We start from the raw sequence: 22,094 nt of genomic DNA on the forward strand, positions 1-22,094 counted from the left end.
GATTAGACCTTATTATTGAATATTAACTTAAACCTTAGGAGATTGAGAAAATGGCAAAGGAGCGCACTTGTTCCATAATTAAACCTGATGCAGTCGCAAAAAATGTAATTGGTGAGATTTACAGTCGATTCGAAAAGGCGGGATTACAAATTGTTGCTGCCAAAATGCTACAGCTTACACAGGAACAAGCACAGGGGTTTTACGCGGTGCATAAGGAGCGCCCTTTCTATAATGATCTTGTCGCATTCATGACTTCAGGCCCGGTTGTGGTCCAAGTGCTAGAAGGTGAGGATGCGATTAAAAAGAATCGCGATGTAATGGGTGCAACAAACCCTAAAGAAGCAGCCCCTGGTACTATTCGTGCAGATTTTGCAGATAGCATTGATGCAAATGCAGTACATGGTTCAGATGCACCAGAAACTGCTGCTGTTGAGATCGCACATTTCTTCTCAAAAGGTGAGCTTTGTCCTCGAGCATAAACAATGTAATAAATTTAGTGAATCTGGTTGGTCTTGACCGATCAGAGCTAGAGCAATTTTTTGTTGAGCGTGACGAAAAGAAATTCCGCGCTCAACAAGTATTGCAATGGATGTATCAACGTGGAGTAACAAATATTAATGAGATGACAGATCTCAGTAAATCATTGCGTGAGTTGTTGCAAAAGAGCACCGAGATTGCATTCCCAAATATTGAGTCAGAACATTTTTCTGAAGACGGTACTATTAAATGGCTTCTAAGTGTTGGTGAGGATAGCGATGGAAAAACCAATGCCATTGAAGCGGTTTATATTCCAGAGTCTACGCGAGGAACCTTGTGTATATCTTCACAAGTTGGCTGTGCATTGGATTGCACATTCTGTGCAACTGCAAGGCAGGGCTTTAATCGCAATTTAACTGCTGCAGAAATTATTGGACAAGTATGGGTTGCAGATCAGCGACTTCGTGCTCTGTATAATGGTAAGCAATTACTCACTAATGTAGTTTTCATGGGTATGGGCGAACCATTGTTAAACTTTAAGAATGTATTGCCGGTTATAAATTTGCTGCTAGACGATCATGCTTATGGTATGGGAAAACGTAAGGTAACGGTCAGTACTTCAGGTGTTGTGCCAAATATTGATGAGTTATCGCAGGCGGTAGATGTTAGTTTAGCTATCTCATTGCATGCGCCAACTAACGAAGTGCGAAACGAATTAGTGCCCATCAATAGGAAATACCCAATTGAAGAATTATTAGCAGCTTGTAAACGTTATCTAGATAATAAAAATCGTAGAGAAAGTGTAACTTTTGAATATGTAATGCTTGATGGTGTGAATGACAGTCAGCAGCAGGCGAGACAGTTAGTTAAATTGCTAAAAGGTATACGCGCTAAAATTAATCTAATCCCATTTAATTCGTTTGAGCAGTCAGGCTATCAGCGCTCAAGCCAGCAAGCGATAGATCAGTTTAGTCAAGTGCTGATGCAAAACGACATTGTTGTAATAACAAGGCGTCCTCGTGGAGAAGATATTGCCGCAGCATGTGGCCAATTGGCGGGACAAGTTGCTGACCGCGCACACCGCGGGAACCACTATGTGAGAATGTTTGAGCGTTCTCTTATAAGTAGAAGGATTGAAACAGAATGCGTTTAATAGCACTGATAATATTTAGTATGGTGTTGGCATCTTGTGCTACTACTCAAACAGTCTCTGAAAACGCTGACGGTAGTAATGGGCGAATTGCTCGAAATCCAGAAGCGGCTAAAATTAATATTCAGTTAGGCGCTAATTATATTGCCACTGGCCAATATCAATTGGCAGATGATAAATTGAAGAAAGCATTTAAGCAGGATCCAAAATCATCTATAGCTCGTTGGACCTATGCAATAATGCAAGAACAACTTGAACAGTTTGATGTAGCAGAAGAGTATTATAAGAAAGCTTTGGCAATAGATCCGAACGATTCGAAAGGCCAATATAGCTATGCATCTTTTCTTTGTCGAAACAAAAGATACAATGAAGCAGATAAGCATTTTAAAAAGGCGCTTTCAAATCCATTATATAGTGCACGCGAAGTTACGAGTTTGAATGCAGGTGTATGTGCAATGGAAATACCTGATTATCAATCCGCGCAAATTTATTTTTCTGAAGTTATTCGATTGAACCCTAGAAATCGAGTAGCATTGTATCAATTAGCAAAATCACATTTTTTACAGAATGATTTCGGAACATCTCAGAGTTATTTGCGTGACTTTGAGGAAGTGTCGCAGCATACAGCCCAATCATTATGGTTGGCGTTTCGCACAGAACGAGGGTTGGGGAATAATAGAATTGCACAAAGCTATGCAAAGTTATTGAATAATCAATTTCCCGAGTCTAAAGAAGCTGAACAACTAGCAAGGTTAAATTAATGACTGATCAATTATCATCATTATCAGAGCAAAACCAAGCTGAAAATAGCGGTATTGGAGAGGTTTTACGCGATGCTCGAGAAGCAGCATCTTACAGTGTTGCCTACGTTGCTGCGCAAACGCATTTAAAAGAAGAAGTTATAAGAGCACTAGAAGCTGACCAATTCGATCAGTTGCCAAGTGATGTGTTTGTAAAAGGATATATACGAAGCTATGCAAAATTACTAGACATAGATTCGCAATCTTTGTTAGATGCTTATCCTAAAGACCGATCAATTGAAACACAAACAGCTATTCCGACAGTTAAGAGAGCGAAAAAATTTAATTCATCAGGTGTAGATCCTGTTGTTATATGGAGTTCTGTAACTGTCGTTGCAATACTTGCGGGCTTGTTAATGACGTGGTGGGTACATCAAGAAAATTCTGATCCGGTGGAGTTGGCTTCGGTAGTTGATCGATTTGATGATCAAGATGTGAATGAAGTAAATCAACAGCAAGAACAAAAAATCCAAGATTCACAACATAATGTGGTGATAGGCAGTGTTGATCCTAAACATGTTTCTGAGCAACAAAATGCAACTCCTGAGATTGTGAATGAAGATGAGGTGATTATTGATGAGCCAAGAACTGCAGTGCGAGTGGTTCCTGCAATCATTGAAGCACCTATTAGTGGCGGAGAAATTGATAAAGTCAGAATAACAGTTAAGTATACTCAGGAAAGTTGGACAGAGATTTTTGATGCAAGAAAACGTAGGTTATTACACGGTTTAATCAAACCGGGTGCAACACGTGTAATTTCCGGGCAAGCACCGTTTAATGTTTTTCTTGGTAATTCTCCAGGAGTACAGTTAGAAATAAATGGAAAGCCATTTGACCATTCTGTTTATATGCGTCGAAATAATACAGCTCGATTTTTAATCGACGATAGCAATTCTTAATTTCACTCTCATTCCTTTTAGTTTTTCAGCGCATGAGTAAAAATATTCAATCCATTCGTGGAATGCATGATTTTGCACCCGAAGAAGCAGAATCAATGCGTATGCTTGAAAGTAAATTGTTAAGTGTGTTGAAGAATTATGCTTACCAAGAGATTCGTACACCTATAGTGGAAAAATTAGAATTATTTAAGCGATCTATTGGTGAGGTGACAGATATTGTTGAAAAAGAGATGTATGCATTCGAAGATCGTGCGGGTGACTGGCTAGGTTTAAGGCCTGAAGGTACTGCAAGTGCAGTGCGGGCAGGTATTCAAAATGGTTGGTTGTATAATCAACAACAGCGTTACTGGTATCTAGGACCGTTTTTTAGACGCGAGCGTCCTCAAAAAGGTCGTTATCGTCAATTTCATCAGCTAGGTGTTGAAACATTTGGTATGCAAGGGCCAGATGTAGACTTAGAATTAATTTTATTAAGTAGGTCAATGTGGCAGTCTGTTAAACTGCCCGTCGAAAATCTGCAATTACAAATTAATACCCTAGGAGATAATGAGGCACGTGCCAAGTATAGAGAGCAATTGATTGCTTATCTATCAGATCATCAAAATGATTTGGATGATGATGCTCGTAAGAGAATGCACGCTAATCCATTACGTGTGCTCGATAGTAAAAATCCAGAAGTTCAATCTATTGTAAGCAATGCCCCTAAACTGATTGATTATTTAGATGAGGAGGCTAAAGATCATTTTGATGCTTTGAGAGATTTACTTCGTCAAATGAATATTGAGTTTGTCGTTAATCCAACACTGGTAAGAGGTTTAGATTATTACAATCGTACCGTTTTCGAATGGGTTAGCACGGAACTTGGCGCGCAAGGAACAATATGTGCGGGTGGTAGATATGACAATCTAGTTCAACAGTTGGGAGGTAAGGCCACATATGCAGCAGGATTTGCAGTGGGTTTGGAGCGCTTACTTAGCTTGACCGAGAAGCAACTTAATTATGCACTTAAATCGGTTGATGCCTATTTTGTCGCATTAGGGGAAGATGCATCTAGCTACGGCTTTCAATTATTAGCAAAAATTAGGGAACAATTGCCTGATTGTGCTATTCAGATGAATTGTGGAGGTGGTAGTATCAAGGCGCAGATGAAACGTGCGGATCGTTCGGGAGCACGTCTTGCTTTGATTGTTGGCGAGGATGAAGTCAGCAAACAACAAATTGCTGTTAAACACCTTCAGACAAATGAGCCTCAGCAGGTTTTGTCAGAGAATGAGTTACTGCAATTATTAAAAGCACAGAATTAAATTTAAAGAGTTAAGGAGGCCCCGTGGCTGACCACGAGACAGATGATGAACAATTAAGAGCAATCAAAGAATGGTGGAATGAGAATGGCCGCTCGGTAGTCGCGGGTGTTGTTATTGGTGTAGGTACTTTGATTGGTTGGAAAGGCTGGAATGTTTATCAAGAACAGCAAGCGATTGAAGCGTCTGACCGCTACAATGAAATGCGCAGCGCTATCCTAGCACAAAATTTAGATAGCATTGTAGTGCAAGCTGAAGAGCTTAAGCAAAATTATTCATCAACTCCTTATGCATCTTGGGCGGCATTATTGCTTGCTAAAGCAAAAGAAAGTAATGGCGAAACCGATGAAACACTAGATAATCTTCAATGGGTAATTGATAACAGTAAGCAAGAAACTGTAATTGCCTTGGCAAAGTTACGTTTAGTTAGAATGCATATTGCTAATAGTAATTATCCAAAAGCCCAGGCATTACTCGATCAAGAATATCCGCTAGCCTATAACTCTTTGTTGCAAGAGTTGCGTGGTGATTTGCATGCGGTCCGCGGAGAGCATCAAGCTGCTCGTAAGGCATATGATGAAGCTATTTCATCGGCAGCGACAGATGATGTTGAATATTTAATAATGAAACGTGACAATCTGGGTAACGCTTAAGTAGTCAGATGAAAATTAAATTTAGTTGGATGCGTGTCTTATTCACACTTGCTATTTCTATGAGCATCTCTGCTTGTAGTTATATTCCATGGTTTGGTGACGATGAAAAAGTAGAAATTGAAATTCGTGAGCCAAATGAGTTGAGTGAGTTTATTCCTGAGGTTCTTATTCAGCAGAACTGGCAGGTTTCAGTTGGAGGTGATGCGGAGGAAAAATCTATCCAACTACAGCCGCATGTCTTTGATGACAAAATTGCATTTACACAAACTGAGGGAAAAATCTCGGTACATGATGTTGTTAATGGTCGAGTGATCGTGTCTGGGAAAGTCAGTCATTCGGTATCAGCTGGTGTGGGTGGGAATGCACAGTATCTAGTCGTAGGTACACATGACGGTGTAGTGATTGCAATTAATAGTAATAATGGTAGTGAAGCGTGGTCTGCAAATGTAACTAGTGAAGTAGTATCAGTAGCTCATGCGCCGAATGATGTAGTCGTAATAAGGACTAATGATAATCGCATTCTAGGGTTATCAACTAGCACTGGTGAAAAACTTTGGACTGCAACACAAACGCCGCCAGCGCTAACTTTGCGTGGTGCGAGTGTGCCGGTGGTGCGCGACGGAGTTGCTTATGCTGGCATGGATAACGGTAAAGTAATAGCAATATCAATTGAAAGTGGAAGCATAATTTGGGAGTCACGTGTATCCGTTCCTTCTGGAAGAAGTGAGTTAGAACGTTTGGTAGACGTAGATGGGCAGATAGCGATTGATGATGAATATGTTTATGCAGCAAGTTTTCATGGCCGTGTAGTCGCAGTTAGTCGAGTCAATGGTCAAGTTAAATGGGCTCGAGATTTAGCGTCTATCTCAGGGGTGTCTGTAGATGAGACGTTAGTTTATGTGACAGATAAAGATGACAATGTATGGGCGTTAGAGAAAGAGACTGGTGTAAGTTCGTGGAAGCAAGATAAGTTTTTGTATCGTCAGCTTTCTGCGCCTGTCGTACAAGATAATGCTGTGTTGGTTGGTGATTTCCAAGGCTATATACATGCTTTATCTAAGCAGGATGGTCGAATTATTGGTCGTGTAAATTTGAGTAAGAAACCTATTCATACTTCTTCTATGTCTACAAATGCGACTACTTATGTCATGGATAGCAATGGTCGCCTAGCTTCATATTCTGTAATCTCTGCGAATTAATCAGAGATTAGTTTGCAAGGCTAACCTCGAATTCAATTCGTTTTGCTGAATTTATATATGCGTCCTGTCATTGCTCTAATCGGTCGACCTAATGTCGGTAAGTCGACCCTATTTAATTTCTTGACCAAGTCTAGAGATGCTTTGGTGGCGGACTATCCGGGTTTAACGCGAGATAGAAAATATGGCATTTGTGAACGTTACAATAAACATTTTGTATTAATTGATACAGGCGGCATCGTTGATGAGCAAGATGAAATAGAAGTCGGCATGCAGTCGCAAACGGATTATGCAATTGATGAGGCTGATTTTGTTTTGCACTTGGTGGATGCTAGAGATGGATTGATGCCAGAAGATCATGCAATTGTTTCTATGCTGCGAAAGCGTAATATTGATTTCATATTGGTAGTAAATAAAATTGATGGTGTTGATGCGGATATCGCTGCAGGTGATTTTCATCAACTTGGTGCGCCCAAATTATTCCCTATAGCAGCAAAGCAAGGACGCGGTATCGAATCGATGATAGAAGATCTGTTTAGTGAATTGCCTGAGCCACATCATGAACAAAAGTCTCAAGGCGAACAAGATACGACAACGCGCATTGCAATTATTGGTCGTCCTAATGCAGGTAAATCTACTTTAATTAATGCATTATTAAAAGAAGATCGACTGGTGACATCGTCAGTACCAGGAACTACGCGCGACAGCGTAACAATTCCATTTGAATTCAATAAACATGAATTCACATTGATCGATACAGCCGGTGTGCGTCGTAAAAGCAAGGTGCGTGAAGCTGTTGAGAAATACAGTATTGTTCAAACCTTAGATGCGATTTCTTCGGCGCATGTTGTTATCTGTATGGTCGATGTTACAGAAGGGTTGGCGGATCAGGATAGCACTTTGTTGGAAATAGTATTGCGTGAAGGGCGTGCTCTTGTGTTGGCATTAAACAAAACCGACAATGCAAGTAAGGATGATTATCATATGCTTGATTATACTTTGAATACACGTTATCAGTATTTGTCGTATGTTGAAAAAATAAAAATTTCTGCGGAAAAGAAGGTTGGTTTAAAGAAATTAATGAATGCGGTGATTGCTGCAAATAAATCAGCCTCTATTGATCTGTCTACATCCGAAGCGAATCAATTGCTTGAGCAAGCAGTTGAGGCTAATGTTCCCCCTTTAGTAAAGGGTCGGAGAATTAAATTGCGTTACACACACCAAGGTGGTTCGCACCCCCCAACCTTTGTGTTATACGGCTCTCAGACTAGTAAGTTACCGAAATCATATATTCGATATCTGGAAAACTTTTTTCGTAATAAACTTAAGCTAGTTGGGACGCCAATACGCTTTTTATTGCGAACACCTGAGAATCCATACGCAGGTAAATATAATACACTAACCCCAAGGCAACAACGTAAGCGCGAAAGAATGATGAGTTTTCACAAGCGCAAGTAAGATTAAAGAGATTAACTTGATATTTTACTAACGACTTTGCTGTTTAGATGCGTTGAGATAAATTGAGTTTTACTCGTTAAAATAAATTTTCCATGGAAAAAGAATTAGATATAGCTCCATTTCATGTAATGGATATTCTTGCGCGATGTAAGCAAATGGAAGCGCAAGGCAGAGATGTCGTACACATGGAAATAGGAGAACCAGATTTCGCTTCGCCGCAACCAATTACAAATTCAGGTATCGCTGCACTAAATAATCAACGCACTAGTTATACATCTGCTTTGGGTTTGCTCGAATTACGTCAAGCTATCTGTGATTATTATTTGCAGCGCTTTTGTGTCAATGTTAAGACGGAGCAAGTCATTATTACTCCTGGTGCATCAGGTGCGTTACAACTGATATTGTCTTATGTGTTGTGCGAGGATAAAAAGTTGATGATTTGTGATCCCACTTACCCGTGTAATCGTAATGTTACAAAATTAGTTGGTGGTGACGTAATTGCGGTACCAGTTAATGCTGATACAGGCTTTCAGCTGGATGAGAATTTGGTAAAAGAAAACTGGCAGGATGGTGTGGCTGCGGTATTGGTTGCTAGCCCATCAAATCCTACTGGTACTGTGTGTAACAAAGATGAGCTATTAAAGATTGCAGATTATTTGGCAACAAAAAATAAACTACTTATTATCGATGAAATCTATCAAGGATTAACTTATGGCATAGATAGTGAAACAGTTGCTGGCATGCGAAACAATATTATTGTTATTAATAGTTTTTCAAAATATTTTGGCATGACTGGTTGGCGCGCAGGCTGGGTGGTTGCACCTGCTAGATATATGTGTGATCTGGACGTTATTGCTCAAAATACATACCTCGCGACGTCGACCATAGCCCAGTATGCAGCTTTAGCTGCATTTGATGATGATACTATACATATACTTGAGCAACGAAGAGAAATATTTATGCATCGGAGAAATATCTTGTGTGATGCTTTGCTTGCTCTTGCTATAGATGTTCCAGTGATGCCGCAAGGTGCATTTTATGTATATGCAGATATTTCTAAATATAGCGAAGATAGTTTTTCATTTTGTAAGCAATTACTGGAAGATAAAGCAGTAGCAATTACGCCGGGGTGTGACTTTGGTGAGTATCAGTCAAATCAATACGTACGTTTTGCATATACAACAAGTGAAAAGCGTATAAAAATTGGTATGCAACGACTTGAGAAATATTTAAAAGAGTAACGTTTTTACTCTTGTATGGGATGTATTGAATCTACATATAAAGCAGTAGCGCCTGCCACTGCAACTGGCATCACAATAAAATTTAAAACGGGTATCATAGTGAATACGCTAACTAGTGCGCCAAAGCTCAAGCAGCGTGCGCGTTGCTGTTTTGCTAGTACTCTTGTTTGTTTAAAGAAAATTCCATGATTGCCAAGTGGATAATCCAAGTACTCAAGACTTAACATCCAGGCTGAGAACGCAAACCAAATAATTGGAGCAATCAAGTTAATTCCTGGAATTAAAAATAATATTAGTATGGGTAACGAGCGCAAAAGGAAATAAAATAGTTTATATATTTCGCTGCCAACAGTTCGTGGTAATTCTTTTAGTAATTGTTTAATCGCGGATTGATTATTTTGAGATGAGTCATTTCTCAAACTCAATTCAACTTTTTCCGCCAACAAGCCATTGAATGGTGCAGCAATAATATTGGCTATTAATGCAAATAAATAAAAAACAATAAGAAAATAGCTTAGTGCAAATATTGGCCATAATATAAATTCTGCCCACGCCAACCACGTGGGTAGCATTTTGACTAAAAAGCGATCGAACCACTCCATGCCAAGCCAGAAACCCAATGCAAAAATGCTAATGTTGATTGCTAAAGGTATTAATACAAAGCGTTTTAATCCCTGGCTAAATATTAATGTAAAACCACTGAAGAAATGTTTAATTCCACTAATCATACAGTGTTTACGTGGTAGTTAGCTAAGGCAGTTGGACTGCAATGGGTGCTACCCATCCTGGCTTGCGATAATCCACAATTATTTGTGTGTAGATTCCCCCGCGAATATTCCATTCAGCAGAGAGACGCATGTAGCGAGGTTTGGTTAAAGAAGATAAAGCATTTAAAATTTGATTGCTTATTGCTTCGTGAAATGCTGCTGTATCCCGGAACGACACCATGTATAATTTATAAGACTTAAGTTCAACGCATAGTTGGTCGGGTATATACTCTAGCATTAACTGTGCGAAGTCTGGTTGTCCTGTAAGTGGACACAGACAAGTAAATTCAGGTGTGGTGATTCGAATGGTATAATCATTACCTGGTTCCGGGTTTTCAAATGTATCTAATAAGTTTATATTTTTTGACATATTTATAGAATCTTTTGATATTAGTCTCTCAACAACTTGTTCTAACTAGCTGTAATTTTACTGGATATTAACCTATGCGTCTTCGTAAAGTAAAAATGTCTGGTTTTAAGTCATTTGTCGACTCAACAGACTTCCTATTCCCTAGTGATATGGTGGGAATCGTGGGGCCGAATGGCTGTGGAAAATCTAATATTGTAGATGCTATCCGTTGGGTCATGGGCGCTAGCTCAAAAAACATACGCGGTGATACATTAGAAGACGTTATCTTCAAAGGTTCTAGTAATCGTAAGCCTGTAGGTCAAGCGAGTGTTGAATTGGTATTCGACAATGCTCAGGGCAAGGCAGGTGGCCAATATGCATCTTATAGTGAAATAGCCATTCGTCGCCAAGTCACAAGGGATGGACAATCTAAGTATTTCTTAAATGGCACGCATTGCCGGCGTAGAGATATTTCAGATATTTTCTTGGGCACAGGTCTAGGTCCTCGCAGCTATGCCATTATTGAGCAGGGCACTATCTCGCGTTTAATTGATGCTAAACCTGAAGAAATGCGCTCACACCTAGAAGAAGCAGCTGGTATTTCAAAATACAAAGAACGTCGACGTGAAACAGAAAACAGAATACGGCATACACGTGAAAATTTAGATCGATTAAATGATTTGATCGAAGAAGTGGCCAAGCAGATTGCCAAGTTGAAACGGCAAGCGTCTGCAGCAGAAAAATATAAACAACTTAAAGCAGAGGAGCGTCGTTCAAATGCTGAATTACTTTTGTTGCGTATGCAGTCAATGCACACAGAACTTGATGAACAGCATAAGAGTGTTGAGCATGGCGAAACTAAATTAGAAGAAACAATTGCTAACTTGCGTGCACTTGAAGCTGAATTAGAACAGTTACGTCAAGAGCATGGTTCAGCGAATGAGTTGATGAATAAAGTGCAAGGTGAATTCTATCAAGTTGGTGCTGATATCTCCCGTTTAGAACAATCAATTCAGCATGCAACCGAGACTAAGCAACGTCATGAGACTGATTTAGAAAAAACCAAGTCAAATTTAGAGGCTTTGGTTGAAGAGTTGGCAAAGCAAGATGATGCTCAGCAAGAATTTAAACAGCAAATGCAAATCATGCAGACTGAACTTGAATCGCTGAGCGAGCAATACCAAGAGGTGGGTGAAGCTGTGTCTAGCGCAGAAACGGCAGAACTGCTTTGGCGTGAAGCATGGGAAGAGCTTATGCAAGAAGCTAATGAGCCAAGCCATCAGGTGCAGGCGCATTCGCAACGCATAGAGTTTTTAGATCAAGAAATAAATCGCTTACAGGATCGGCAGCAAAAGTACCAGTCAGAGCATACTGAATTATTGCAAAGCGAACATGAATATGATCTTGAGTCGATACAAAAGCGTTTAGAGACTCGCTCTGAAGCGGTAAATGATTGTAAGCATATGCTTGATCAATCAATTGAAAATATTACTCAGTCTCGAGAAAAGATTGAGGAGTTGGTTATGCAATTAGATGATCATAAAGCTGAGCACCAACAAATTAATAGCGAACTTGCGACATTACAGGCCATACAAGATGCTGCACTTAAGGGTGAGCAACAACAGCTGCAACAATGGATTAGTGACAAAAAGTTAGATCAGGCGCCTAGACTTGCTGACCAAGTAGAAGTGGAAGCTGGTTGGGAGCGAGCTGTTGAAACAGTATTGGACGGTTATTTGGAAGCGATCTGTGCGCCTGATTTGGATAAAATTGCAACTCAGCTAGGAGAATTACAAGAAGGTCATGTGATGTTCTTTGAGTCTAAAAGTGCTCAAGATATTCAAGCGTCTAAGAATACCTTAGCTAGTAAAATTAAATCCAACCTAGGAATAAAAGCTGAGCTGCAAAAAATTCTAGTTGCAGATAATCTTAATCAAGCATTAGCAATTCGTAAACAGTTACAAGATGGTGAATCAGTTATTACTTCTGACGGCCTTTGGTTAAGTATTTCTTGGGTGCGGTATTCTAATGCTGCGGATGCTAGTGAAGGGGTGTTAAGTCGAAAAGCAGATATTGCTGACCTCACAGATCAATTAGATAAAGTCGATGAAACCATAGCGGTTATATCTCAGCAGCATCAAGCTGCGCTCGAGCTGCTATCAGATCAAGAGCAACAGCGTGAAGACGCTCAGCAAGCACATAACCTAGCATTTCAACAACATGCTGAAATCCAGTCTGAATTATCGCGTAGACAAGCTGCTATAGAGCATTGGCAAGCACGTGATACTCAATTGCGTTCGTCTATTGAAGAGATTGCTGCCCAGTTAAGTGATTACACTAGTCAAAAACAAGCAGCTACAGAGAGCCACCAAGTAGCGCAGGTAAATTTAAATGCTTTGCAAGTTCGTAAAGATCAACTGCTGGGCCGAAAAGAAGTAGTAGTGTTTGAGTTTAATGAGCGAAAAGAACAAGCAAGTGAATTGCAGGAACGTAGACATTCATTACAGCTAGAAATTGAAGCCTTGCGCACTCGTTCTGCAACTTCCAAGTCAATCTTTAGTCGCTTACAAATGGAGCAGTCTGAAGGTAATTTGCGTCTTGAGCATTTGGCTGAAGCAATTACTGAAAGTGACCGCCCGATTAAAGAATTTTCAGAGACATTAAAAGAAAAGCTAGAAAGTAGATTGCAGGTAGAGCAGAGACTCAGCGAGTCTAGGTCCACTCTTGAAAAAGTTGAAGCGACAATTCGAGATAAGGATGAGCAACGCATCAGTGTCGACAATAAGATTGGCGAACAACGTGAACAATTAAATCAGCAGCGTATGAAGTGGCAGGAGCTTAAGGTCCGCGCGCAAACAATTAAGGAGCAGTTAGATCAATTTGACTGGTCTGAGGAGGAGCTCGCAAATGAATTGCCAGAAGATGCTTCATTGTCGCATTGGGAAAAGTTGGTTGCACAAATTGAAGAAAAAATAAAGCGTCTAGGTTCAATAAATTTAGCAGCTATTGATGAGTATAAAGAACAAAGTGAGCGTAAAGAATATCTTGATTCACAAAATGAGGATCTAACTAAGGCATTAGAAACATTAGAAACAGCTATCCGTAAAATTGATAAAGAAACAAAAGAGCGGTTTAAAGATACATTTGACCGCGTCAATTCACATATACAGAGGATGTATCCTCGATTATTTCCGGGTGGTAAAGCCTATTTAGAAATGACAGGAGATGATTTGCTGACTGCGGGCGTGACCATCATGGCGAGACCACCTGGTAAACGCGTGTCTTCAATTCAATTGCTTTCAGGGGGTGAAAAAGCACTTACCGCTGTCGCCTTGGTCTTAGCAATATTTGAATTGAATCCTGCGCCATTCTGTTTGCTCGATGAGGTTGATGCACCGCTAGATGATGCTAACGTTGGTAGATTCTGTGAGCTTCTTAAAGACATGAGCAAACACGTACAGTTTGTATTTATTACGCATAATAAGAGCACGATGGGTTACGCAGACCATATGCTAGGTGTCACTATGAATGAACCTGGCGTGTCACGACTGGTCTCAGTAGATATAGAAGAAGCAGTCAAACTTGCGACAGCCTGATAATGCTGTCTAGATTAATGAAGATTATAGGTAGCTAATATGGTATCTGCTTTCGAGTTACGCATTGCACTCGTTATTGTTGCGGCGATAATCATTGCTGCAATTTATGTGTGGTATCGCACCAATTCCAAAGGCAGTCAAATTGATGAGTTGAGTAGCAATGACTTTGATTTAAGTGAGGAGCTTGATGATATTCCGCCGCTAGCGGATGTTGATGAAGCGATAGGCTTGCCAGATGATCTACGTTCTGAATTTCAAGATGTTAGTAAAGAGTTACGCGACGAAACAATTTCAAAGCGTGTGCAAGAAGCAAAACAAGTTCGTGAACAAGCAGCTGGTGTATCGTCTGTATCAAAGACGGCAATGGATAAATCTAGTAAAGAAATGCTAGTGATTTTTCATGTTGTTGCTCATGAAGCAGAGATGTTCACTGGTCCTATGATTGTTCGCATGATGTCGGAGTTGGAGCTAGAACATGGAGAAATGGGGATATACCACTACAATATAGAAAGACTCGATAAAAAGCACAGTGTCTATTGTATTGCTAATATGCTTAAGCCGGGCGTGTTTGATCTTGAGAATATGGATACATTTGAAACCCGTGGGCTCACTATGATTTTGCAATTGCCTGGTCCAGAAGAAGAGCTAAAGTCATTTAATATTATGGTTGAGCATGCGCAACGACTGGCAGCATTTTTAAATGGCGACTTGCTTGATGAAAATCATAATCCAATTTCTAAGCAATCCATTTCGCTCTATAAAGAACAAGTGCAATTATTTGGGCTGCGTGCTACAAGGCAGAGTGCTACTGCATAATTATTGTAAGTAGCACATTTCTTTATTCGGTACTTGTCTTGAATGACCTCTAATTCTAAAAGAATTGACAATCTTCGTTCGCAAATACGCAAACATGATTATTCTTATTATGTTCTTGATGATCCTACGGTACCTGATGCTGAGTACGATCGTTTAATGCGAGAGCTGGTAGAGTTAGAAACAAAATCACCCAAACTAATCACCTCTGACTCTCCCACCCAGCGCGTTTCAGGTACTGCGCTAGATTCATTTAAACAGGTAACTCATGCTGTTCCCATGCTTTCATTGAGCAATGTTTTTAGCTTGGAAGAATTAGAGGCATTTGATAAACGTGTTAGAGATAAGCTGGGTAATGCAGACGAGATTGACTATAACGCTGAGCCAAAGATAGATGGTTTAGCGGTAAGTTTGATTTATGAGAATGGGCTGTTGGTTCAGGCGGCAACGCGAGGCGATGGTGCTACTGGTGAAGAAATTACTGAGAACGTGCGTACTATACGTACTGTTCCGCTCAGATTGGAAGGCAGAAAAATTCCAACTAAATTAGAAGTTCGTGGAGAAGTGTTTATTTCCAAAAAAGGTTTTATGCGCATGAATGCTGATGCGCGTAAATATGAGCAAAAAGAATTTGTTAATCCACGCAATGCTGCTGCTGGAAGTTTGCGTCAGTTGGATGCGCGGCTCACCGCGCAACGACCATTGGAGATGTTTTGCTATGGTGTTGGTCTTGTTGAAGGCGGAAGTCTTCCTGATGATCATTACCGCATGTTAGCGCAATTAAAAATATGGGGTTTGCGTATATGTCCTTTAATAGAATTAGTTAAAGGTGTGCAGGGTTGTTGGGACTTCTATGAGAATATACAACAACAGCGTGAAAAATTGAATTATGAAATTGATGGCATTGTTTATAAAGTTAATTTAAAGCGCTATCAAGATGAACTTGGCTTTGTTTCACGAGCACCACGCTGGGCAACGGCGCATAAGTTTCCAGCTCAAGAAGAGATAACAATAGTGAATGATATTGAGTTTCAAGTAGGCCGTACTGGCGCTATTACTCCAGTTGCAAAATTAGAACCGGTTTTTGTTGGTGGTGTAACAGTGAGTAACGCCACTTTGCATAATATGGATGAGGTAGAGCGAAAAGATGTTCGTTTGGGCGATACAGTGATAATTCGTAGAGCTGGTGATGTCATTCCAGAAGTGGTTAAAGTTGTCCTGGAGCGACGTCTTAAAGGTGCTAGAAAAATTAAACTTCCTAAAAAATGTCCTGAATGCGGCAGTGAAATTGTACGTCCCGAAGGTGAAGCAGTTGCCCGCTGTATTGCTGACTTTTCTTGTCCCGCCCAACGTAAAGGAGCGCTTAAACATTATGCGTCGCGCAATGCGATGGATATTGAAGGATTGGGTGATAAGTTAATAGATCAGTTAGTTGATAGTCAGCTAGTAAAGAATTTGTCAGATTTGTATCATTTAGATGAAAAGAGCTTAAGTGACCTTGAGCGAATGGGTGTAAAATCAGCACAAAATCTTCTACAGGCGATCGAAAAAAGTAAACAAGCCAATTTGGCTAAATTTTTATTTGGTCTCGGGATTCGTGAGGTGGGTGAGGCAACAGCATTAGCCTTGGCAGAGTATTTTGAGTACGACCTAGATAAAATAATGACTGCAGGAGTAGATCACTTGCAGCAAGTACCCGATGTAGGACCAGTGGTCGCACAGCATATAGCCCAATATTTTTCGCTCAAAGATAATTTACGTTTGATACGCTCATTACGCGATGAGATTGGAATTCGCTGGTCAGTGCCAAAATCTAGTGGTACTGGTTCTGGTGGCATTTTGTCTGGAAATACTTATGTGTTGACCGGTACACTTGCTAATATGAGCCGAGACCAGGCAGCTCAATTAATTCGAGCTAATGGTGGTAAAGTGGCATCAAGCATTTCTAAGAAAACCACTGCTCTAATCGCTGGTGAAAAAGCTGGTTCGAAGTTACAAAAAGCGGAAAAACTAGAAGTACCAGTGTTAGATGAACAGGAATTTATCACGCTGATAAATGCTGAATAACGAGTAATAAAATGTCTTCAATAGAACGCCGAGCTTATCTAAGATATAACGTTTCCGTTCCTGTGACCTTAGTGGATCAAAGCGGTGCTAGATTTGATGTATCCACTCGAGATATCTCGTTAGGTGGGATGCGGGTTGAGTGCGAATCTGCCCTGTTGACTAAGTTGCTGCCAGATGGAATCCAAACTTCACCTGGTGATCTAGTTATTTTGACGTCTGAATTTAAAAACCCTAAAACAGATGAAGTCGTTTCTATATTGAGTCATGTGTTAGCAGTATTGAGATTGGCTGAAAGCCAATTTTCTATTAGATTTACTTTTGTTGATATTGATGAAGTTCAACAGGATAAGTTACAGCGTTTATTAAATAAATAATCGTATTAACGTTTATGTCGACCCAGATGCTATCTGTATGACAAATATTCATCCCACAGCTGTAGTCTCTAGCTCAGCTGAGTTGGCAAATGATGTAGAGGTTGGACCATACTCAGTTGTGCATAGCAATGTGCATATTGGTTCGGGAACGTCAATTGGATCGCATAGTGTTATTCATTCTTATGTAAAAATGGGTAATCGCAATACAGTTGCGGATCACATAGTGCTTGGTGGAGCGCCGCAAGATATTTCTTATCATGGAGAAGAAACTTGGCTAAAAATCGGAAATGATAATATTTTCCGAGAGTTTTGTTCGGTGCATCGTGCTAATAATAATCAAGAAGTAACCAGGATAGGTGATAGCTGTTATCTGATGTGTAACACGCATATAGGCCACAATTGTATATTGGGTGATGAAGTCATTATTACTGCTTTTGCAGCGCTCAGTGGGCATGTTGAGGTTGGCAATAAAGCAATTATTGGAGGTGCAGCTGGAGTGCATCAATTTTGTCGTATTGGTGACTACGCAATGGTAAGTGGTGCTGCCGCAGTTACAAAAGATGTGTTGCCGTTTTGCATGTTAGGACGTGATCCAGTAGTACATTATAAGTTGAATAGTATTGGTTTGCGTCGAGCTGGTATTATAGGTGAAAAATATAAAGCGCTTGAAAAAAGAATCCGTACTATTCGTGCAGGCGATCTTCAAAGTCATCCAGCATCAACAAAGGAGCTGGAAATTTTAGAGAACTGGTTAGCGGCGCCATCAAAGCGCGGCATATATAAATTCTTGCGCTAGATTGTATGAAATATATTATTGAACATTATATTCGTCTAGCATTTTTGTCTGCGAAACCACAGGACTGTCCGCTTTCTCTTGCGTTACAAAAGGTGCTTATTTGTCTGTATTTATTTTTATCAATAATTAATGCGCTTGCAATTTATGAGGTATCAAGCGGAGCTGTATATAGCGTTGTAGATCTAATTTTATTATATGTCTTCACTAAATTGATATTGCGAGGTAAAAAAGAGCGTTTTAATCAGACGTTTAATGCCTTTTTAGGTGTGGGCATATTTATTGGTTTATTACATACAATCTGTTCTTACTCATTCATTGTAGATCAGAATACTCAAATGATTTCAGCTCTAGGTAAAAGTTTATTTTTTATTATTTTTATTTGGATAATTATCGCATATGGTCATATTGTCAGGCATGCTGCTGAATTAAATTTTTCAGCGGGCTTATCGATCAGTTTAGGTTACACATTGCTTAATGCCATGTTGCTCGTTTCGATTTCAGAAATGTTAAGGATATAAAATGCATATTCATTTTCTTGGAGTATGTGGAACATTTATGGGCGGCTTAGCTTTGCTAGCTAAGCAGATGGGCTATCAAGTGACAGGCTCTGATGAAGGTGTTTATCCTCCTATGAGTACGCAGCTTGAAGCTGCTGGGATAGATTTAATTGAAGGTTTTGATGAATCACAACTAGATATTCGCCCTGATCAAGTAGTAGTCGGTAATGTAATGACAAGAGGGCATTCGGTTGTAGAGCGGATGCTTGGAGAGCAGTGGCCAATGATGTCTGGTCCGCAATGGCTGAGCGAACACTTGTTGCAAAGCCGCTGGGTGCTTGCTGTATCTGGAACGCATGGCAAAACAACTACTGCAAGTATGCTCGCATGGATGCTGGAATATGCTGGTTTAGAGCCTGGTTTTTTAATAGGTGGGGTCCCGCATAATTTTGATATTTCTGCTCGTATAGGTAGCAAGCCATTTTTTGTTATTGAGGCAGATGAGTACGACACAGCATTTTTTGATAAACGTTCTAAGTTTATTCATTATCAGCCACGCACTTTAATTATTAATAACATTGAATTTGATCATGCAGATATATTTCGTGATCTGAGAGATGTGCAGCGACAGTTTCATCATGTGATTAAAATTCTTCCCCAGTTAGGGAAATTAATTTTTAATGGCGATGATAAAAATATTCAGCATGTATTAGAGTCTGGTTTGTGGTCAGAGAGTGAGTCATTCGGTATTCAGTCATCTAGTTACTGGCGTCTGGATAGTGTTCACGATAAAAAGAAGCCATATAAGTTTTCTGTGCAAGGAAATAAAAAACATGAAGGGCGATTGTCATTACCGGGTGAGCATAATGCCTTGAATGCACTGGCGGCAATTGGGGCTGCAAGACATGCGGGTGTTGAAGTTGAACAATCATTGAAAGCATTGGCTAGTTTCACAGGTGTTAAAAGGCGTTTAGAAAATAGAGGTCAGTATGATGGAGTAACTATCTATGATGATTTCGCACATCACCCAACTGAAATCAAATGCACTTTAGAGGCATTTAAACAACAGCATGATAAGCAGCGTATGATAGTTGTATTTGAGCCACGCTCAAACACAATGCAAATGGGTGTTCATGCGGATCGTTTGAAACATGCGTTATCAACTGCCAATGAATTATGTATTTATGATGGTGGAGAACTAAATTGGTCAATTGAGCAAGTATTATCAGGTTTACATAGTAATATATTCACAGATATAGAACGTATGGTTGAATACCTTTTGTCAATCTTGCAACCTCAAGATAATGTGCTTATTCTCAGTAATGGCGGTTTTGGTGGTGTTTGTGACAAACTTATTACTGGCCTCAATCAGCGCTTAACTCATTAATGCGAACTATGTGCATGTGAAGGAAAATCATTGCTCGAAAGACGGCAACGTAGAAGAAGTCTAAGTTCTACCGGAAAAATAGGAAAGTTTTCTCTTGAGAATGTAATACGCACTCAGCCTACGCGTGCGTTATATAGGTCGTATGATCCATTCCTTAATCGTAAAGTTGCAATAAAAATTATTCAATTATTTGACCCTAAGGGGGAGCAGGATCAAGTAGCTAATGAATCATTCTATGCGGAAGCACAAGCCATAGGGAGATTACAGCATCAAAATATTGTGTCGGTATACGATGCAGGTGTAGGTGATTACGAGGGCTACATCGTAATGGAATATGTACTAGGTGAGAGCCTTTTAGATATTCTTAAAGCTGAGAAGTCTTTGCCTTTAGATAACGCATTAAAAATTGCAGCACAAATATGTCATGCATTAGATTATGCGCATGCAAGAAATATTATTCATCGTGATATTAAGCCAAGTAATATTATGATAACGCCAGAAGGAAACGTAAAAGTAGTCGATTTTGGTATTTCTATTTTAAATACTGATGATGCTAAAGATTCTGGGTTGATGGGTACGCCATCTTATATGGCGCCAGAATTGATTGATGGCGCAGCAGCGAATCAGTCGAGTGATATGTTTTCTGTTGCGGTTTTATTATATGAAATGATTGTTGGTAAACTTCCTTTCGCAGGCGATGACGCACATGCAGTGCTATATAAAATAATTAACAGCGAGCCTGATCCAATTGGAGATGAAGTGCCAGAAGTAGTTAAATTATTACTTAATAAAGCATTGTCGAAAAATGTTGCAAATCGATTTAAGTCTGCTGTTGAATTTGAAGGTGAGATTCTGTTGGTTAAAGATCAAATCACTGCAAATGATAATGGATATCATGACTTAGATACTTCACAGCTAAAACAATTAGAAATATTCGAGGATTGTACTCTTGAGGTGCTTCATGACTTATCTAATTGTTTAGAAATATCTACTGTTAATGCAGGGGAACTCATTTTTAGTGACCGCCTTCTTGATGAATACTTATGTCTGGTTGAGGGTAAAGCATTGCTAATTTCAGAAAATATGCATATTAATCTTGATGAAAAGCAATGGTTATCAGAAAGTATTTTGTCGAGAGAATTTGTGAGTTGCAGCTGTAAAGCGCTGTCAAAGGCTCAAGTTTTAAGAGTTTCTAAGTCTAACTTGCTAGAAAGCTCTTCCACAACTCAGGCATATTTCTATCGTTTTGTGCTAGATCATATTCTTATGCATTAAGCTGATTATGAATCTGCCACTATTCCCATTAAATTCAGTCATTTTCCCTGGTGGCGTATTACCATTACGTATTTTTGAGTCGCGTTATCTAGATATGGTGAAGGACTGCTCACGCCATGAAACTGAATTTGTCATTTGTTTAATTAAGGATGGTAGTGAAGTTGGGGCTGCTGCAAGACATCTGAGTATTGGTACAGCATGCAGAATTGTTGATTGGGAAACTTTGCCTGATGGATTGCTTGGTGTAACTGCGCAAGGTCAATCTAGAGTGGAAATACGCAGTACCCAAGTGCAAGATAATCAATTACTAATGGGTGAGGTAGATTATCTGCAAGAAGATACTGATGAAGTATTACCTCAGAAGTTTGAGGAATGGGCAAATTTGATTTCTGTGATAATTCAAGAGTTAGGTGAACCATTTAACAAACAGATTCAAAATCCTCAAAGTGCCCACTGGGTTGCTGCGAGACTGACAGAATATTTGCCATTTGAATTAGATCAAAAACAACGTATTCTTGAGATTGATCATCCGCTGGTACGTTTGGAAAATTTGAGCGATGCATTAAAAGATATCGAATACTATTATTCACAAGGAAATTTTAATAATTAGGAGAAATTATGGCCACGCTGGAACTCAATTCTGAAAATTTTAATGAGACTATTCAAGGAAACGGTATTGTAATAATTGATTTCTGGGCTGAGTGGTGTGGGCCATGCAAATCTTTTGCCCCTACATTTGAGATGGCTTCTGAGAACCATACTGATGTGGTGTTTGCTAAAGTGAATACTGAAGAACAAACTGAATTAGGTCAAGCATGTCAAATTCGTTCAATTCCTACACTCATGATTTTTAGAGAACAAATATTACTATTTAATCAGGCAGGTGCATTAGCTCCGGCTCAGTTAGAAGATGTTATAGAAAAAGTCAAAGAACTAGATATGGATCAAGTGCGTGCATCGATGGATGAAGAAGAAAATAAAGAAAGAGAATAAGGTAT

At 39.6% G+C, this 22,094-nt stretch carries 21 protein-coding genes; 19 read left to right on the forward strand and 2 right to left on the reverse strand.

The features are described from left to right. The first annotated feature begins 50 nt into the window (after positions 1 to 50). The 9 genes from ndk to R8G33_12110 all read left to right on the forward strand — a co-directional run bounded on the left by ndk (position 51) and on the right by R8G33_12110 (position 9,175). Entirely contained in the window at positions 51 to 479 is a 429-nt protein-coding gene (gene ndk / locus R8G33_12070) for a nucleoside-diphosphate kinase (protein MDW3096401.1), read from the forward strand. A gap of 17 nt (positions 480 to 496) precedes the next feature. Further along, positions 497 to 1,630: a 23S rRNA (adenine(2503)-C(2))-methyltransferase RlmN gene (gene rlmN / locus R8G33_12075; protein MDW3096402.1), complete on the forward strand. Its 1,134-nt coding sequence runs from the start codon at positions 497 to 499 to the stop codon at positions 1,628 to 1,630. Next, positions 1,621 to 2,388 carry a type IV pilus biogenesis/stability protein PilW gene (pilW, locus tag R8G33_12080; GenBank protein MDW3096403.1) on the forward strand — a complete coding sequence of 256 codons (768 nt, stop codon included), beginning with the start codon at positions 1,621 to 1,623 and terminating at the stop codon, positions 2,386 to 2,388. The genes rlmN and pilW overlap by 10 nt, the downstream gene beginning before the upstream one ends. Beyond that, positions 2,388 to 3,326, forward strand: a complete 939-nt coding sequence (locus R8G33_12085) for a DUF4115 domain-containing protein (protein ID MDW3096404.1) — start codon at positions 2,388 to 2,390, stop codon at positions 3,324 to 3,326. Before pilW ends, R8G33_12085 begins: the two co-directional genes overlap by 1 nt. Before the next feature lie 32 nt (positions 3,327 to 3,358). Then, positions 3,359 to 4,630, forward strand: coding sequence for a histidine--tRNA ligase (gene hisS / locus R8G33_12090; GenBank protein ID MDW3096405.1), 1,272 nt, complete (start codon positions 3,359 to 3,361; stop codon positions 4,628 to 4,630). Positions 4,631 to 4,653: 23 nt separating this feature from the next. After that, positions 4,654 to 5,280, forward strand: coding sequence for a tetratricopeptide repeat protein (locus R8G33_12095; protein MDW3096406.1), 627 nt, complete (start codon positions 4,654 to 4,656; stop codon positions 5,278 to 5,280). A gap of 8 nt (positions 5,281 to 5,288) precedes the next feature. Further along, positions 5,289 to 6,479 carry an outer membrane protein assembly factor BamB gene (gene bamB / locus R8G33_12100; protein MDW3096407.1) on the forward strand — a complete coding sequence of 397 codons (1,191 nt, stop codon included), beginning with the start codon at positions 5,289 to 5,291 and terminating at the stop codon, positions 6,477 to 6,479. A gap of 57 nt (positions 6,480 to 6,536) precedes the next feature. Next, positions 6,537 to 7,934, forward strand: a complete 1,398-nt coding sequence (der, locus tag R8G33_12105) for a ribosome biogenesis GTPase Der (protein MDW3096408.1) — start codon at positions 6,537 to 6,539, stop codon at positions 7,932 to 7,934. Positions 7,935 to 8,026: 92 nt separating this feature from the next. Further along, positions 8,027 to 9,175, forward strand: a complete 1,149-nt coding sequence (locus tag R8G33_12110; protein ID MDW3096409.1) for an aminotransferase class I/II-fold pyridoxal phosphate-dependent enzyme — start codon at positions 8,027 to 8,029, stop codon at positions 9,173 to 9,175. Positions 9,176 to 9,180: 5 nt separating this feature from the next. Here R8G33_12110 and cysZ read toward each other — a convergent pair whose 3' ends face one another. Together cysZ and queF are read right to left on the reverse strand one after the other, a co-directional pair. Further along, positions 9,181 to 9,903 (reverse strand): sulfate transporter CysZ, encoded by a 723-nt coding sequence (cysZ, locus tag R8G33_12115; protein MDW3096410.1) that lies wholly within the window; start codon positions 9,901 to 9,903, stop codon positions 9,181 to 9,183. Positions 9,904 to 9,925: 22 nt separating this feature from the next. After that, positions 9,926 to 10,312 (reverse strand): preQ(1) synthase, encoded by a 387-nt coding sequence (gene queF, locus R8G33_12120; protein ID MDW3096411.1) that lies wholly within the window; start codon positions 10,310 to 10,312, stop codon positions 9,926 to 9,928. 74 nt (positions 10,313 to 10,386) lie between these two features. Here queF and smc point away from each other — a divergent pair, with 74 nt between their 5' ends. The 10 genes from smc to trxA are packed head-to-tail and all read left to right on the forward strand — an operon-like array spanning position 10,387 to position 22,089. Continuing rightward, positions 10,387 to 13,887: a chromosome segregation protein SMC gene (gene smc, locus R8G33_12125; GenBank protein ID MDW3096412.1), complete on the forward strand. Its 3,501-nt coding sequence runs from the start codon at positions 10,387 to 10,389 to the stop codon at positions 13,885 to 13,887. A gap of 39 nt (positions 13,888 to 13,926) precedes the next feature. Continuing rightward, positions 13,927 to 14,703 carry a cell division protein ZipA C-terminal FtsZ-binding domain-containing protein gene (locus R8G33_12130; protein ID MDW3096413.1) on the forward strand — a complete coding sequence of 259 codons (777 nt, stop codon included), beginning with the start codon at positions 13,927 to 13,929 and terminating at the stop codon, positions 14,701 to 14,703. A gap of 42 nt (positions 14,704 to 14,745) precedes the next feature. Next, on the forward strand, positions 14,746 to 16,767 hold the full coding sequence (gene ligA / locus R8G33_12135) for an NAD-dependent DNA ligase LigA (GenBank protein MDW3096414.1): 2,022 nt from the start codon (positions 14,746 to 14,748) through the stop codon (positions 16,765 to 16,767). An 11-nt stretch (positions 16,768 to 16,778) separates the two neighbouring features. Continuing rightward, positions 16,779 to 17,141 (forward strand): PilZ domain-containing protein, encoded by a 363-nt coding sequence (locus R8G33_12140; GenBank protein MDW3096415.1) that lies wholly within the window; start codon positions 16,779 to 16,781, stop codon positions 17,139 to 17,141. Positions 17,142 to 17,178: 37 nt separating this feature from the next. Beyond that, positions 17,179 to 17,937 (forward strand): acyl-ACP--UDP-N-acetylglucosamine O-acyltransferase, encoded by a 759-nt coding sequence (lpxA, locus tag R8G33_12145; protein ID MDW3096416.1) that lies wholly within the window; start codon positions 17,179 to 17,181, stop codon positions 17,935 to 17,937. A gap of 5 nt (positions 17,938 to 17,942) precedes the next feature. After that, complete coding sequence (locus R8G33_12150; GenBank protein ID MDW3096417.1) at positions 17,943 to 18,455, forward strand: hypothetical protein; 513 nt, start codon at positions 17,943 to 17,945, stop codon at positions 18,453 to 18,455. Position 18,456: 1 nt separating this feature from the next. Next, entirely contained in the window at positions 18,457 to 19,821 is a 1,365-nt protein-coding gene (mpl, locus tag R8G33_12155) for a UDP-N-acetylmuramate:L-alanyl-gamma-D-glutamyl-meso-diaminopimelate ligase (GenBank protein ID MDW3096418.1), read from the forward strand. 30 nt (positions 19,822 to 19,851) lie between these two features. Further along, positions 19,852 to 21,096: a serine/threonine-protein kinase gene (locus tag R8G33_12160; GenBank protein ID MDW3096419.1), complete on the forward strand. Its 1,245-nt coding sequence runs from the start codon at positions 19,852 to 19,854 to the stop codon at positions 21,094 to 21,096. A gap of 7 nt (positions 21,097 to 21,103) precedes the next feature. Next, positions 21,104 to 21,706: an LON peptidase substrate-binding domain-containing protein gene (locus tag R8G33_12165; protein MDW3096420.1), complete on the forward strand. Its 603-nt coding sequence runs from the start codon at positions 21,104 to 21,106 to the stop codon at positions 21,704 to 21,706. A gap of 8 nt (positions 21,707 to 21,714) precedes the next feature. Then, positions 21,715 to 22,089: a thioredoxin gene (gene trxA / locus R8G33_12170; protein MDW3096421.1), complete on the forward strand. Its 375-nt coding sequence runs from the start codon at positions 21,715 to 21,717 to the stop codon at positions 22,087 to 22,089. Positions 22,090 to 22,094 lie beyond the last annotated feature (5 nt).

Source organism: Gammaproteobacteria bacterium (genome assembly GCA_033344735.1).
In the GTDB taxonomy this organism is placed as follows: Bacteria; Pseudomonadota; Gammaproteobacteria; order UBA4575; family UBA4575; genus UBA1858.